This is a genomic window from Mesorhizobium sp. M7A.F.Ca.MR.245.00.0.0, assembly GCF_003997415.1.
Lineage (GTDB): Bacteria > Pseudomonadota > Alphaproteobacteria > Rhizobiales > Rhizobiaceae > Mesorhizobium.
This window is the reverse complement of the sequence record NZ_RZTE01000049.1, coordinates 1-14337: the sequence shown is the minus strand read 5'-3', so window position 1 is coordinate 14337 and position 14337 is coordinate 1. Positions and strand designations below refer to the sequence as shown.

At 63.9% G+C, this 14337-nt stretch carries 12 protein-coding genes and 1 pseudogene; 8 read left to right on the top strand and 5 right to left on the bottom strand.

Annotated elements, in window-relative coordinates; all coding sequences use genetic code 11:
- The first annotated feature begins 203 nt into the window (after nucleotides 1-203).
- Nucleotides 204-2636, top strand: a complete 2433-nt coding sequence (locus tag EOB80_RS30115) for an EAL domain-containing protein (protein WP_127269633.1) — start codon at nucleotides 204-206, stop codon at nucleotides 2634-2636.
- A gap of 1 nt (nucleotide 2637) precedes the next feature.
- On the opposite strand, the gene EOB80_RS30110 is transcribed toward EOB80_RS30115, so the two are convergent.
- Nucleotides 2638-3327, bottom strand: a complete 690-nt coding sequence (locus tag EOB80_RS30110) for a TlpA disulfide reductase family protein (protein WP_127331568.1) — start codon at nucleotides 3325-3327, stop codon at nucleotides 2638-2640.
- A 35-nt stretch (nucleotides 3328-3362) separates the two neighbouring features.
- On the opposite strand from EOB80_RS30110, the gene argH reads away from it, so the two are divergent.
- The 6 genes from argH to EOB80_RS30080 all read left to right on the top strand — a co-directional run bounded on the left by argH (nucleotide 3363) and on the right by EOB80_RS30080 (nucleotide 10709).
- A complete protein-coding gene (argH, locus tag EOB80_RS30105; RefSeq protein WP_127331566.1) occupies nucleotides 3363-4763 on the top strand; it encodes an argininosuccinate lyase in 1401 nt (466 codons plus the stop codon).
- Between the two features lie 118 nt (nucleotides 4764-4881).
- Entirely contained in the window at nucleotides 4882-5088 is a 207-nt protein-coding gene (locus EOB80_RS30100; protein WP_127331564.1) for a lipoprotein, read from the top strand.
- Nucleotides 5089-5151: 63 nt separating this feature from the next.
- Complete coding sequence (lysA, locus tag EOB80_RS30095) at nucleotides 5152-6420, top strand: diaminopimelate decarboxylase (protein ID WP_127331562.1); 1269 nt, start codon at nucleotides 5152-5154, stop codon at nucleotides 6418-6420.
- Between the two features lie 39 nt (nucleotides 6421-6459).
- Nucleotides 6460-7401: a threonine/serine dehydratase gene (locus tag EOB80_RS30090; protein WP_127331560.1), complete on the top strand. Its 942-nt coding sequence runs from the start codon at nucleotides 6460-6462 to the stop codon at nucleotides 7399-7401.
- Between the two features lie 235 nt (nucleotides 7402-7636).
- Nucleotides 7637-10225 (top strand): TIGR02302 family protein, encoded by a 2589-nt coding sequence (locus tag EOB80_RS30085; protein WP_127331558.1) that lies wholly within the window; start codon nucleotides 7637-7639, stop codon nucleotides 10223-10225.
- A gap of 112 nt (nucleotides 10226-10337) precedes the next feature.
- Entirely contained in the window at nucleotides 10338-10709 is a 372-nt protein-coding gene (locus tag EOB80_RS30080; protein ID WP_127331556.1) for a glyoxalase superfamily protein, read from the top strand.
- Here the strand turns inward: EOB80_RS30080 and EOB80_RS30075 are convergent.
- Entirely contained in the window at nucleotides 10688-11569 is an 882-nt protein-coding gene (locus tag EOB80_RS30075) for a LysR family transcriptional regulator (RefSeq protein WP_127269182.1), read from the bottom strand. The genes EOB80_RS30080 and EOB80_RS30075 overlap by 22 nt on opposite strands.
- A 222-nt stretch (nucleotides 11570-11791) precedes the next feature.
- On the opposite strand from EOB80_RS30075, the gene EOB80_RS30070 reads away from it, so the two are divergent.
- Complete coding sequence (locus EOB80_RS30070) at nucleotides 11792-12739, top strand: DMT family transporter (RefSeq protein WP_164762775.1); 948 nt, start codon at nucleotides 11792-11794, stop codon at nucleotides 12737-12739.
- On the opposite strand, the pseudogene EOB80_RS30065 reads toward EOB80_RS30070, so the two are convergent.
- The 3 genes and pseudogenes from EOB80_RS30065 to EOB80_RS30055 form a co-directional block, all read right to left on the bottom strand.
- Nucleotides 12740-13110: pseudogene (locus tag EOB80_RS30065) on the bottom strand (response regulator).
- 198 nt (nucleotides 13111-13308) lie between these two features.
- Complete coding sequence (hpt, locus tag EOB80_RS30060) at nucleotides 13309-13851, bottom strand: hypoxanthine phosphoribosyltransferase (RefSeq protein ID WP_127331552.1); 543 nt, start codon at nucleotides 13849-13851, stop codon at nucleotides 13309-13311.
- 23 nt (nucleotides 13852-13874) lie between these two features.
- Nucleotides 13875-14337, bottom strand: a 463-nt coding sequence (locus EOB80_RS30055) for a cadherin-like beta sandwich domain-containing protein (RefSeq protein ID WP_164762773.1), incomplete at its 5' end; no start/stop codon positions are given.

Genomic DNA, 14337 nt, shown 5'->3' with positions numbered 1-14337 from the left:
CGGTTAGCCGGCTTAGCGCGACGACAAGCGCCAGGAACGACCGTCGGAACTGTCAAGCCGGCTTTCGGCGTGTCAGCCCTGATTACAGCCGCTGCAACCCGAAGAGACACGCCAAGGTTGCAGGCGACTTTATCGATCCCTCAACGGCAACGCGCTACTCAATCCTGCTGCCCTGTTTATTTCCAAAGATCAGGTGAAATAAAATGCTGACGGTCTACAATTGTATCGTCAACGAACACGATCTGAGACTGGTCGCACTCGCCGCGCTGATCTGCGGAATTTCCTGTTTCTCTGCCGTCAACCTGCTTCATCACATAAGCCGCTCCACCGATCGGAACCGGCTTGCCTGGCTGATGATCGCGGCCACTTCGACCGGCTTCGGCATCTGGGCAACGCACTTCATCGCCATGCTCGCATTCACACCGGGCATACCCAGTGCTTACGATCCCGCACTTTCCGTGCTTTCGCTCGCTGCTTCGGTCACTCTGACGGCAGCCGGCATGTGGATCGCCACCTTGCGGAATGAGTTCGACTATCATCTCGTCGGCGGCGCCGTGCTGGGCGGCGGTATCGCGGCCATGCACTACATCGGTATGGCGGCGTTCGAGGTTCAGGGCCGCATCGAGTGGAACCTGTTGCTTGTCGCCGTTTCCCTTCTGGCCGGCGTGACGCTCGCGGCGCTGGCGCTGCGTGTCGTGCAGCGCCGTCCCTCCTTGAAGGCGACATCCGGCGGCGCGGTGCTGCTGACGCTGGCAATCTGCACCCTGCATTTCATCGGCATGGGTGCTGTCTCGATCTTCCCCGATCCCTCGATCGTCATATCCGAATACACGATCGAGCCGACCTCGCAGGCTTTTGCGGCCGCCGCCGCCACACTGGTGATCCTGGTTCTGTCGGCATCGGCGCTGTGGATCGATTTGCGCTTCCGTCGCCAGAAGCTCGAGGTAGACCGCATGCACGGCCTGGCCAATGCCGCTGTGGAGGGGCTGATCGTCTGCGACGGCCACCGCATCATCAGTGCCAATGACAGCATGGCGACATTGACGGGCATCGCAACAGCGACGCTGAACGGAATGCAGCTTGGCGATCTCTTCGGATCCGACATGTCGGGCTTCGGCGAACAGCCGCAGGAGGCCGAATTGAGCGGCCGCGATGGCACGAGCATTCCTGTCGAGCTGATCGCCAGGAGCATCGACTATTGTGGCAAGCCTCACAACGTGGTCGCGGTCCGCGACATTCGCGAGCGCAAGAAGGCGGAACAGGAGATCCTGCGGCTTGCCCATTTCGATCCATTGACCGGACTGGCCAATCGCCGCAGCTTTTCCGGCCGGCTGGAGACGGAAATCGCTGCGATGGGCCGGACCAGGAAAGGCGGCCAGCTTGCGCTTCTGCTGCTCGATCTCGACCGGTTCAAGGAGGTCAACGACCTGTATGGGCACGGCGCGGGCGACGCCATGCTGCAGAAGGTTGCGCACTGCGTTACCGGCATTCTTCGCCAAGGACAGATGGTGGCGCGGCTGGGCGGCGATGAGTTCGCCATCATCGCGCCGAACCTGACCGACCCGTTGGAGGCGGGCCGTATCGCCAACGCCGTGCTGACCGCCATGCGCGAGGAAAACCGGCTCTCGGTCGGCGGCGGCCTGGTGTCGGCCAGCATCGGCATTGCGCTTTATCCATCGGATGCCGAAAACCAGGCCAGCCTGATAAGCCACGCCGATACCGCGCTCTACCGGGCCAAGACCGAAGGCAAGGACACCTACCGCTATTTCGAAGCTTCGATGGGGGCCGAGGCCCGCGACAAGCGCGTGATGGAGCACGAACTGCGCCAGGCGGTCGCACGCCAGGAGTTCTACCTCGTCTATCAGCCGCAGAAGGAGATCAGCAGCGGGAAGATGGTCGGTTTCGAAGCGCTGGTCCGGTGGCGGCATCCGACGCGCGGCGACGTCTCGCCGAGCATATTCATCCCGGTCGCCGAAGACAGCGGCGCCATTGGCCAGATTGGCGAATGGGTGCTGACGGCCGCCTGCGAGGAAGCCGCCCGCTGGGAAAATCCGCTGACGGTGGCCGTCAACGTTTCGGCGGTGCAGCTCCACAACACGAATTTCAGCCGCAAGGTCCACGAAACCTTGCTGAATTCCGGCCTGGCGCCCGGCAGGCTCGAGCTTGAGATCACCGAGACGGCGCTTGTCAAGGACATGCCGCGGGCATTGGCCACCTTGCGGCAGGTCAAGGCGCTGGGCGTGCGCGTCGCCATGGACGATTTTGGAACCGGCTATTCCTCGCTCTCCAACCTTCGCGCCTTTCCCTTCGACAAGATCAAGATCGATGGCTCATTCATCAAGTCCGTCGACAAGAACGGCCAGGTCGCGGCGATCGTGCGCGCCGTCCTGGGACTTGGACGCGGGCTCGGCCTGCCGGTTCTGGCGGAGGGTGTCGAGACGCTCGGCGAACTGAAGTTCCTGGACGCCGAAGCCTGCGAGATCGGCCAGGGCTACTATATCGGCAAGCCGGCTCTCATCGAGGAATTCGGCGATCTGACCGGCGTCGTCGCACCCGCTGTCGGCAGCAAACCCGCCAGCCTGCGCGACAGAAGCGTTCTGGCCTTCGCGCCCGCACCCGCGCTAGCCACACGCTAGACTACAGGCTCTCGGGCTTGAGTGCCGTCTCGACCAGCCGCCTGGCGTCCGGCCCCGACCATTCGGCCGGGCCGTTCATGTGGGCGATCAGGCAGCCCTCGCCGTCGATCAGCGTGGTGACGGGAAGGCCTAGCGCCAAGCCGCGCTTCTTGAGGTCGTTGAACAGCGTCATCGTCGAATCCCGGTAATAGCCGAGCGTCGCGACGCCGGTATCGCTGAGGAACTTCTTCGGCTTCATATCGTCGCCGGCATCGACGTTGACGGCGACCACTTCAAAGGAGTCGCTGCCCTTTTCCTTCTGCAGCGCATCGAGCGCCGGCATTTCGGCACGGCACGGCGCGCACCATGTCGCCCACAGATTGAGCAGCACCGTCTTGCCGGCATGATCGGCAAGCGTCATCGGCTTGCCGTCCGGACCATTGAAGGCAAGGCTCTTCAGGGATTGAGGCGGATCGGCCGGCAAAAGTGCCGCAACCTCACCGGTGGCCGACGCCGCGACTTTCTTGGCGCGGTCGCTCTTGGCCGCGCAGGTCACGTCGTCCCTGCTGTCACCCACGGCAGCTTGTGCCGGTGCATTGTTGCCAGACCGGCTCTCGCTGACATATACCGCGACCGCGCCCGCCAGCGCGCCCGCCACCAAGGCGGCGAGGATCAGGCGCGGGGCCGGGAAGAATCTACTACCGTCTGCCATTTTCTCAAAACTGCTCCGAAGCACGGGTTATAGCCATGAGCGACAAGAAAACCAGCAACCAGATGTGGGGCGGACGTTTTGCCTCGGGTCCGGCCGCGATCATGGAAGCGATCAACGCGTCTATCTCCTTCGACCGCAAACTCTATGCGCAGGACATCAAAGGCTCGATCGCCCATAGCGAGATGCTGGCGCAAACGGGCATTATTTCGGCGGCCGACCAAGAAAAAATCGCTGACGGGCTGAACACGATCCTGAAAGAGATCGAGGCCGGCAGCTTCGAGTTTTCGACACGGCTCGAAGACATCCACATGAACATCGAGGCGCGCCTCGCCGATCTGATCGGCCCGGCGGCCGGCCGGCTGCACACCGCCCGCTCGCGCAATGATCAAGTCGCGGTCGATTTGCGGCTGTGGGTCAAGGATGAATGCTTTCGCGTCGCCGAGGCGTTGAAAGGGCTGATCGAGGCGCTGCTGGAGCGGGCCGAGGAGCATGCCGCGACCGTGATGCCGGGCTTTACCCATATGCAGGCGGCCCAGCCGGTGACCTTCGGCCATCACTGCATGGCCTATGTCGAGATGTTTTCGCGCGACCTGTCGCGCGTGCGCGATGCGATCGAGCGGATGGATGAAAGCCCGCTCGGTGCCGCGGCCCTCGCCGGCACCAGCTTCCCGATCGACCGTCACCGGACCGCCAAGGCGCTCGGCTTCCGCGAGCCGATGCGCAATTCGCTGGACAGCGTCTCGGATCGCGATTTCGCGCTCGAGTTCCTCGCTCTTGCCGCGATCTGCGCCACGCATCTGTCACGGCTGGCCGAAGAGATCATCATCTGGTCGACGCCGCAGTTCGGCTTCGTCAGGCTGTCGGACTCGTTTTCCACCGGCTCCTCCATCATGCCGCAGAAGAAGAACCCCGATGCCGCCGAACTGGTGCGCGGCAAGACCGGCCGCGTCACCGGTCATCTGGTCGGCCTGCTGACGGTGATGAAGGGCATGCCTTTGACCTATGGCAAGGATATGCAGGAAGACAAGGAATCGGTGTTCGACGCCGCCGAGACGCTCGACCTGATGCTGGCGGCGATGACCGGCATGGTCTCGGACATGACGGTCAACGCTGCCGCGATGAAGAAGGCCGCCGGCTCCGGCCACGCGACAGCAACCGACCTTGCCGACTGGCTGGTGCGCACGCTCGGCCTGCCGTTCCGCGAGGCGCATCATGTCACCGGCCGGGCGGTGGCGCTGGCCGAAGACAGGAAGGTGGGGCTGGAGAAGCTTTCACTGGAGGATTTGCAGTCGATCAACTCCGGCATCACGGCCGACATATTTTCGGTGCTGGCGGTGCAGAACTCGGTCAAGAGCCGCACCAGTTTCGGCGGCACGGCGCCGTCGGAAGTGAGGAAGCAGATCCGTGCCTGGAAAAAGCGACTGGCGAAAGCGTAATGCCGGATATTGCGAGCAGTAATATCCCGGATATTGCGACGGGCAATATCTCGGGGTGCAATGCGCCGAGAACTCGGCTAAAAGCGGCGGCTGACAAACGTTTCGGACGGGTGGATCGATGACCGGAAGCAGGATTTTGGTGATGCTGACGCTGCTGGTTGCGATCGCGGCCGTTTCGGCCTGCGGCAGGAGGGGCGCTCTCGACACGCCCTATGAGGCGGCCGTGCAGGCGCGCAAGGATGCCTCGAAGGCCCACCAGCCCGTGCCGCCGGAGCCGGAAAAACCGGTCAAGGACAAGAAATTCATCCTCGACCCGCTGATCTAGAGCCGACGAGAGCCGGGCCTTTCAACCCGATCTCATCGCGCCCCAACTTCCGGAACCACTCTCGTGAACCATTTCGACTACCGCGACGGCGTGCTCCATGCCGAGGACGTGGCGATACCCGACATCGCCGCACAGATCGGCACGCCATTCTACTGCTATTCGACGGCGACCCTGACCAGGCACTACCGGGTGTTTGCCCAGTCCTTTGCCGGGCTCGACGCGCTGGTCTGCTACGCCATGAAGGCCAATTCCAACCAGGCCGTGCTGCGGACGCTGGCCAAGCTCGGCGCCGGCGCCGATGTGGTTTCGGAAGGTGAATTGCGCCGGGCGCTGGCCGCCGGCATTCCGGCCGGCAAAATCCTGTTTTCGGGCGTCGGCAAGACCGCGCGCGAAATGGACTTTGCCCTTGCTGCCGGCATCCTTTGCTTCAACGTCGAATCCGAGCCTGAACTCGAGCTGTTGTCGGCGCGAGCCACCGCCCTTGGCAAGGTGGCGTCGATCTCGCTGCGCATCAATCCCGACGTCGACGCCAAGACCCACAAGAAGATCTCCACCGGCAAGGCCGAGAACAAGTTCGGCATCCCGTGGCAGCGGGCGCGGCAGGTTTATGCCCGCGCGGCAAAGCTTCCCGGCATCAGGATCACCGGCATTGATACCCATATCGGCAGCCAGATCACCGAGCTGCAGCCCTTCGACGATGCCTTCGCCCTGCTTGTCGATCTGGTCGGCGCGCTGCGGGCGGACGGCCATGCCATCGAGCATATCGATGTCGGCGGCGGGCTCGGCATTCCCTACCGCATCGACAACAACCCGCCGCCGCTGCCCGACGCCTATGCCCAGATCGTAAGGAAGCATGTCACCAAGCTCGGGCTGAAGGTGATGTTCGAGCCTGGCCGGCTGATATCGGGCAATGCCGGCATCCTCGTCTCGGAAGTGATCTTCGTGAAGGAAGGCGACGCCAAGAACTTCCTCGTCGTCGACGCCGCAATGAACGATCTCATCCGGCCGACGCTCTACGACGCCTTCCACGACATCCGTCCGGTCGTGCAGCCGCCGGCCGACACGCCGCGCATGATGGTCGACGTGGTCGGCCCGGTCTGCGAGACCGGCGACTATATCGGCCTGGACCGCGATCTGCCCAGGCTGAAGGCCGGCGACCTGATTGCCGTCTCCACCGCCGGCGCCTATGGCGCGGTGCAGGCCGGCACCTACAACACCCGCCTGCTGGTGCCGGAGGTGCTGGTCGACGGCGACCGGTTCCACATCGTGCGCCCACGCCCGACCTATGACGACCTGATTGGGCTGGATTCGATGCCCGACTGGCTTGCATAGGAGCGCCGGAAACACACCTACCCGTCCCAGGGAGCAATCATGACGAACGGCATCACCGTCACACGCGAGCGCATTGCCGCGATGGAACCGCGCATCCGCCCCTATATCAGGCACACGCCGGTGCTGCGCGTCGACATGGCCGACTTCGATCGGCCGCCGCTGGCCGTCGACCTGAAGCTCGAATGCCTGCAGCATTCCGGCTCGTTCAAGGCGCGCGGCGCCTTCACCAATCTCCTGGAGCGGCCGGTTCCCGACGCCGGTGTCGTAGCGGCATCGGGCGGCAACCATGGCGCGGCCGTCGCCTATGCCGCCATGCGGCTCGGCCACAAGGCGACCATCTTCGTTCCCGAAGTGAGCCCGCCAGCCAAACTGGAGCGAATCCGCTCCTACGGCGCCGAACTGATCGTCGGCGGCGCCCGCTACGCCGAGGCGCTGGCGGCCAGCGAACGGTTCGCCGAGGAGACCGGCGCCTTGCAGATCCATGCCTTCAACCAGGAGGAAACGCTCGTCGGCCAGGGCACGCTCGGGCTCGAAATCGAGAGCGATTTGCCTAAGATCGACACGCTGCTGGTCGCTGTCGGCGGCGGCGGCCTGATCGGCGGCATCGCTGCCTGGTTTACCGGCCGCATCCGTATCATCGCCGTCGAGCCGGAAGGAGCGCCGACGCTTCATCGCGCCTTCGAGGCCGGACACCCCGTCGACGCGCCGGCCGAGGGTATCGCCGCCGATTCGCTGGCGCCAAAGCGCGTCGGCGAAATGATGTTCCCGATTGCCGAAGCCTTTGTCGAACGCTCGATCCTGGTCAGTGACGACGACATCATCGCCGCGCAGAAGGCGCTGTGGAACCGGGCCCGCATCATCTCCGAGCCGGGTGGCGCCGCCGCCTTTGCCGCGGTCCTGTCGGGCCGCTATGCGCCGGCGGCGGGCGAACGGGTCGCCGTGCTGGTCTGCGGAGCGAATGCGGACCCCGCTACCTTCTAAAGGGCCTGCTGCCTTCTAAAGGGTATGCAGGATGGAACTATAACGGTCCACTTCACGTTTTTCCGAACTGCCTCGCCTTTGCCGTGTTTGCTGGTATTCTTTGAGTCGTGAGGCGTCGGGCTATCCTGCCCGCTCCACAGCATGATCCCGAAAAGTGAAATCCCTTTCGGAACAGATCATGCTCAAAGGGATAAGGCCGCATCCCGGTTTTCGGGATAGGCTCAAGGAAGGGCCGATGACGCAACGACCCACCTTCAGCAGTGATCGCGGCCTGGCCGGACGCCTGGCCTTGAGCCGGTTGGCGACGCGGGTCTCGATGATGGTCGAGCGCGGCTGGCCGTTGCTGCTCCCGCTCGTCATCGTCGCCAGCCTGTTCCTCAGCATCTCCTGGCTGGGGCTGTTCTCCCGGCTGCCGGATATGGCGCGCATCGGCCTGGTCGCTGCTTTTGCCATAGCGGCACTGGCCGCGCTCTATCCGCTGCGCTTCTTCCGCCTGCCGGGCGCCGGCGAAATCGACCGCCGCATAGAGGCCGCCAATCAACTGTTGCACAGCCCGGTCCTGGTGCAGACCGACCGGCCCAGCGGCAGGGAAAGCAGCTTCTCGCAGGCGCTGTGGCGCGAACACCAGAAGCGTATGGCTGGAAAGCTCGACAACCTTGGCGCCGACCTGCCGCGCACGCGCGTGCCGGAGCGCGACCCCTGGGGGCTCCGCGCGGTGGCGGCCCTTTTGCTCGTTACCGCCTTCGCCTTCTCCTTCGGACCGACGGGCGGCAGGATCAGCGACGGCTTCAATGCCCATGGTGCGCGCGATATCGTGCCGCCGCGCATCGATGCATGGGTGACGCCACCGGCCTATACCGGCAAGCCGCCGATCTTCCTGACCGCCGACGCCAACCAGGCGATCCCGACCTTTACCGTTCCCGAAGGCAGTGACGTTTCGCTGCGCGTGACGGGCGGCTCAGGCGAGGAAACGCTCGGCTATGCCGACAAGAATGGCAACGCCCGCGTCATCGACCCCGCTGCGCCGCAGGCCGCCGCCAAGCCGGCTGCAAGCCCGGCGCCGCCGTCCAAGGTGCGCCAGTTCACCAGCAAGCTGACCGGCGACGGCACGCTGACGCTGACGTCGGGCGAGGACCAACTCGGCCGCTGGGCCTTCGCGGTCATATCGGACAAGCCGCCGCAGATCCGCTTCGTCGGCGAGCCCAAGCGCGCCGCAAACGGCGCCTTCGAGCTAAACTACCAGATCGACGACGACTATGGCGCCGCCACCGCCAAGGCAGTGTTCGCGCTCGCCGATCCGCAGGCGCCGAATGCGCGTCCGCTGTACGGTGCACCTGAAATGCCGCTGACGCTGCCGCGCCGCGGCGGCAAGTCGAACGCCGCCAAGACCTCCAAGGACCTGACCGAGCATGTCTGGGCCGGCAGCAGCATCAAGCTGACGCTGGTCGCCACCGACGATGCCGGGCACACCGCATCGAGCGAAACCAAGACGCTGCTGATGCCGGAGCGGCCTTTCGCCAATCCGCTGGCACGCGCCGTGATCGAACAGCGCCGCCTGCTGGCGCTCGACGCCAACGCCAAGCCGCGCGTGCTCGACCTGATGGACGCCATCACGCTGCGGCCGGAAGACACGTTCGACAACATGTCTCACTATCTCGCCATCATGAGCGCCCGCACCCGGCTGAAGATGGCCGAGAGCGACGATCAATTGCGCAGCGAGGTCTCCTATCTCTGGGAAATCGCGCTCGGAATCGAGGAAGGCAATCTTTCGGCCGCCGAAAAGCGGCTGCGCCAGGCGCAACAGGCGCTGCAGGACGCCATCAAGAATGGCGCCAGCGACGCTGAAATCGAAAAGGCGATGAAGGAACTGCGCGAGGCGATGAACCAGTTCCTGCAGGAATTCGCGGAGCGCGCTAAGCAGAATCCCAACGCCCCGCAGATGCAGCAGAACGGCCAGGAACTGCGCCAGAGCGACATCGATCGCATGATGGACCAGATCGAAAACCTGGCGAAGTCCGGAGATCGCGACAAGGCCCAGCAACTGCTGTCGCAACTGCAGGACATGATGAACAATCTGCAAGCCGGCCGTCAGCAGCAAGGCGGCCAGCAGGACAGCGAGATGCGCCAGCAGATGGACAAACTGGGTGAGATCCTGCGGCGTCAGCAGGAGATGATGAACGACACTTTCCGCATGGATCAGATGCAGCGCGGCGAGCGCCAGCGCGGGCAGAACCGTGACGAGCAGCTCGGCGAAGGCGGTCAGGATGAGGACAGACCCGGCGTCGGCGAAGACCGCGATCCGCTCGCCCGGCAAAAGCCGATGACACCCCAGGAATTCGCCGATGCGCTGAAACAGCTGCAGCAGGGCCAGGGCCAGCTGCAAAGCGACCTCGATCAGCTGAAGAAGGGCCTCGAAGGCATGGGTATGGAGCCCAATGAAGGATTTGGCGAGGCCGGCAAGTCCATGGGCAATGCCGAACAGGCACTCGGCGAGGGCGAAGGCGATGCGGCCGTCGGTCATCAGGGCCGGGCGCTGGAAGCGCTGCGCAAGGGCGCCAAGGACATGATGAAGAAGATGCAGGCCATGCAGGGCGACCAGGGCGGCGGCGAGGAAGGCGGCCGGCAGCAGAACGCCGATCGTGATCCCCTCGGCCGGCCACGCGCCAGCCAAGGTCCCGACTTCGGCGATTCGGTGAAGGTGCCCGACGAGATCGACGTGCAGCGTGCCCGCCAGATACTGGAAGCGATCCGCAAGCGGCTCGGCAATGCGCTCAGCCCTGACATCGAACGCAGCTATCTGGAACGGCTGCTCGAGCTGAAATAGAGCAATTCCAGGAAAAGTGTGAAGCGGTTTTCCGTCCGGAATCGCGAAAAAACAAAGGGATTGCCGCCCGCGTCCATCCCACCTAAAGACCCTCTCGCACGGTTGCACCACCATGCCCAGACTTGGCGCCGTCACACCCATCCTGCGCATCTTCGACATTGCCAAGGCGCGTGAATTCTATGTCGGCTTCCTCGGCTTCGAGGTGCAGTGGGAACATCGCTTCGCCGACGACGTGCCGCTTTACATGGCGGTCGGCCGCGACGGCTGCGTTCTGCATCTCAGCGAACATCATGGCGACGGTGCACCCGGCATCGCCCTGCGCATCGAGGTCGAGGACATCACCGCTCTTCATGGCGAACTGATCGGCAAAAACTACCGCTTCGCCAGGCCGGGCGTGGAAGATACGCCTTGGAAGACCCGCGAGGTGTCGGTCGCCGATCCGTTCGGCAACAGGCTGCATTTCTACGAGGATGCCGCCGGCTGACTGAGCCTGTTGACGAAGGCTTCGCGGATCGCATCCTGCATGCCGTCGATCGCCTCACCTGACGCATTGGGGTTGCGGTGCATCACCACGTTGGAGGAATCGATGGCGCCGAATCCGTCCGCGGTGGTCAGTTCACGACAGCCGTCCGGAATGTTGCTGCGCGAAATCGGCGCGATCGCCAGTCCGGAGGTGACGGCGAGCTTGAGGCCGCCGGTGGTGTCGCTGGTATAGGCGACACGATAGGCAAGATCGCGCTGCTCCAGTGATTTGATGGCGAAGTCCTTGCACCAGCCGGCCCGGTTGTAGAGCGCGATCGGCACCGGCTGTTCCTCATGCATGTGATGCAGGGTCGACGTCACCCACACGGTCGGGTCGTGCATCAGCACTTCGCCGCCGGCGGGATCCTGCCATTCGAACACCACGCACAGATCGAGTTCGCCGGCAGCGAGCGCCGCCATCTGTGCCCCGGAATGGGCATAGCGCACGGTGACCTCGACCTGTGTATGACGCTTCGAGAAGGCGCCGAGCGCGCGCGACAGGATGGCGTGGCCATATTCCTCCGGAATGCCGATGCGCACCGGCCCGCCAAGCGGCGCTGCCGCCATCGATGCCGACGTCTCGTCGAGCAGCGAGACAATGCGGCGGGCGTTGACGATGAGTTCGCCGCCGCGCCGCGTCAACGCGACGCCGCGCGAACCGCGCTCGAACAGGCTAGCGCCGATCAACTCTTCGAGCTTCTTCATCTGCATCGACACCGCGGATTGGGTGCGGCCGGCCTGCTCCGCCGCCTTGGTGAAATTGCCGGTCTCGGCAATCGCCACGAAGGTTCGCAGGAGGTCGCTGTCGAGGGTCGGCCGCATGGAATCCACCATAAGAGAATTTGATTGCTGGCATCATTCCAATTCGTTTGCAACATGTCAAACGGCGGACGATAGTCGCCATACCCATTGGATATGCGGCTGCGAAATCAGCCGCGGACCAATCAAGAGTCCTCACTCGTGCCCGCTGCCCGAAACGGTGGCGGGTTCTTTTTACCCCACAGGCGGCAGCTTCGGGTCGTACGCGCAGGAGCCTGGATGCAGATGCAGAATCGGATGGTGGGCGGCATCCTGAGCCTGTGCCTCGGCGTGCTGGTCTTTTCGCTGCAGGATCCGCTCGTCAAAGCCGTGTCGAGCGGCTATCCGGTGACCGAGGTGATGGCGATCCGCTCGATCGTCGCCCTGCCGATCCTGATCGTTCTGGTCCATGCCGATGTCGGCTTGCGGGCGATCCTGTCGAAGCGATTCGGCATGCTGACGGTGCGCGCCTTCATCCAGTTCACCTCCTATACGATGTACTACCTGGCCATCGCCGCTTTGCCGCTCGCCGATGCGGTGGCGCTTTATTTCATGGCGCCGCTGTTCATCATGGTCCTGGCCGGACCGTACCTTGGCGAGCGCGTCTCCTGGCAGACACTGGCAACCGTGCTGATCGGCTTGTTCGGCGTCCTCGTGATGCTGCGCCCCGGCGCAGGGCTGTTCGACTGGGCAGCGCTGCTGTCGCTGGGCTCGGCGGCGCTCTATGGTTTTTCGCAGCTGATGGCCCGCAAGATCGGCGATACTGAATCGTCCACCGTCATGGCCTTCTATCAGAACGGCGCCTATCTGGTCGGCGCCGCCGTGGTTGCCGGGGCGTTTCACCTGGCCGGCATCACACACGCCGTTCACCCGAGCCTGGAATTCCTGGTGCGGCCATGGATTTGGCCGACGCTGCCGGATTTTCTCAAGATGGCGGCCTGCGGTTTCGTCGCCTCCGCCGGCATGATCCTGCTGTCGCAGGCCTACCGGATGGCGCCGGCCAACCGCGTTGCCACCTTCGAATACACCGGCATCCTGTGGTCGCCGCTGTGGGGTTTCCTGTTCTTCGCCGAGGTGCCGCGGTCGACGACGGTGATCGGCGCTGCGTTGATTATCGGCGCCGGTCTGCTGGCGCTCAACACCGAACGGCGCAAGAATGTTCCACCTGTGCTCGCTGCCGCCGACCCAGCCTGATCAGGCGAAGCAGATCAGCGCCCGCTCGACTCGCGAACGGATTTCGGCCAGCGTGAAGGGCTTCTGCACGACATCGAGGATGATGCCGTTCAATTCCTCGGCGCGCTCGCGCTGGTCGGCATAGCCGGTCATCAGCACGATCCTGATCGACGGAAACAATGCAGCAGCCGCGATCGCCATCTCGATGCCGTCCATCTCCGGCATGCGATATCGGAGACGACGAGATCATAGCCGCCACGCGCCGCCTGGATCAGCGAAAGCCCCTGCGCGCCGTCCGCCGCGATATCGATTGTGTGCCCGGCGCGTTCAAGCGCGCGGGCGGCCAGGGTGCGGACGGACTCATCGTCCTCGACGATTAGAAGCTTTGCCATGGCCGGCATATTTGGCCGCCAAAAGTTGACTTTTCCTGAAAGCCCCCGAGCAATTCAGGAAAAGTGTGAGACGGTTTTCCGGGAAAAGCGCATAGCGCTTTCCCTTGGGAATTGCGTCAAAACAATAAACTCGAGCGGTTCGGCGTTTTCGTGAAGCGGCGAACCGCTCTAAGCATCAGCAAACCTTTTTGATGCCGCTCAGACATCCCCTTTGACGACACCGACAAACGGCAACTCGCGAAAAGCATGGGCTACATCCATGCCGTAGCCGACGACGAAATAGTCGGGGCAGTCGAAGCCGACATAATCGGCATCGAGCTCGGTCTGGCGGCGCATGCGCTTGTCGAGCAGCACGGCGATCGAACAGCTCTTGGCGCCCCGCGACAGCATCAGCTCGCGGGTAAAGCTCAGCGTCTTGCCCGATTCGAGAATGTCGTCGATCAGCAGCACGTCGCGGCCGGCGACCTCATTGTCGATGTCGCGCAGCACCCTCACCTCGCCGCTGCTGGTGCCGGCGCCATAGCTGGAGATGAAGATGAATTCGACCTCCGGCGACAGGCCGACATCGTGCATGGCCCGGATAAGATCGGCGGCGAAGATAAACGAGCCCTTCAGCACCGAGATCACCAGCAGATCGTGATAATCGTGTCCGGCAATCTCCTTGGCGAGTTCGAGATTGCGCCGCGCGATCGCCGATGCCGAAAACAGGACTTCGATGTCCTTGCCGCGTACGATGGGCATTGATGGTCTTCCCCGGTGATCGCCTATTCGGCGAAAGTGACCAACACGGTCTTCACACCGTTTCTAGGCACGTCGAGCCGGCTGGCAAAGCCGAATCTTTCGCCAGACGCCAGCGAGCGGCCGGATGTCCCCAACGTATAGCGGGTTGTGCGCCCATCATTTCCCGTCACTCGGATTTCGAGCGGCGGCAACTGCACCGGTTTCGCACCGTCATTGGCGGCCTCGCCATCGACGAACAGTGCGGCGTTCGGCCCGGTAGCGTCGACGCGTGACGTGACGCCCGAAATGCTGAGCGCCGACGCCTGCGCGCTGGACAGGAACGGCGCCTGGCGCACCAGCGCGTGCCCGCCGGAGACCCAGAACGCGGCCAAGGCAGCGCCGATACCAGCGACCCAGAAGATCGGCCCGCCGCGCGAGGCTGGTAGCCGCTCCGGCGGGGCCTCGGGCTTGCGCAGCATGTCCATGCCCGCGACGGGTGGCATGACG

What these genes read in the sequence shown, in the direction of transcription:
- EOB80_RS30080 (WP_127331556.1), top strand. Translation starts at nt 10,338, where the DNA reads ATGCCCAGACTTGGCGCCGTCACACCCATCCTGCGCATCTTCGACATT.
- EOB80_RS30070 (WP_164762775.1), top strand. Translation starts at nt 11,792, where the DNA reads ATGCAGAATCGGATGGTGGGCGGCATCCTGAGCCTGTGCCTCGGCGTG.
- EOB80_RS30075 (WP_127269182.1), bottom strand. Translation starts at nt 11,569, where the DNA reads ATGCGGCCGACCCTCGACAGCGACCTCCTGCGAACCTTCGTGGCGATT.
- EOB80_RS30100 (WP_127331564.1), top strand. Translation starts at nt 4,882, where the DNA reads ATGACCGGAAGCAGGATTTTGGTGATGCTGACGCTGCTGGTTGCGATC.
- EOB80_RS30110 (WP_127331568.1), bottom strand. Translation starts at nt 3,327, where the DNA reads ATGGCAGACGGTAGTAGATTCTTCCCGGCCCCGCGCCTGATCCTCGCC.
- EOB80_RS30115 (WP_127269633.1), top strand. Translation starts at nt 204, where the DNA reads ATGCTGACGGTCTACAATTGTATCGTCAACGAACACGATCTGAGACTG.
- EOB80_RS30085 (WP_127331558.1), top strand. Translation starts at nt 7,637, where the DNA reads ATGACGCAACGACCCACCTTCAGCAGTGATCGCGGCCTGGCCGGACGC.
- EOB80_RS30090 (WP_127331560.1), top strand. Translation starts at nt 6,460, where the DNA reads ATGACGAACGGCATCACCGTCACACGCGAGCGCATTGCCGCGATGGAA.
- argH (WP_127331566.1), top strand. Translation starts at nt 3,363, where the DNA reads ATGAGCGACAAGAAAACCAGCAACCAGATGTGGGGCGGACGTTTTGCC.
- hpt (WP_127331552.1), bottom strand. Translation starts at nt 13,851, where the DNA reads ATGCCCATCGTACGCGGCAAGGACATCGAAGTCCTGTTTTCGGCATCG.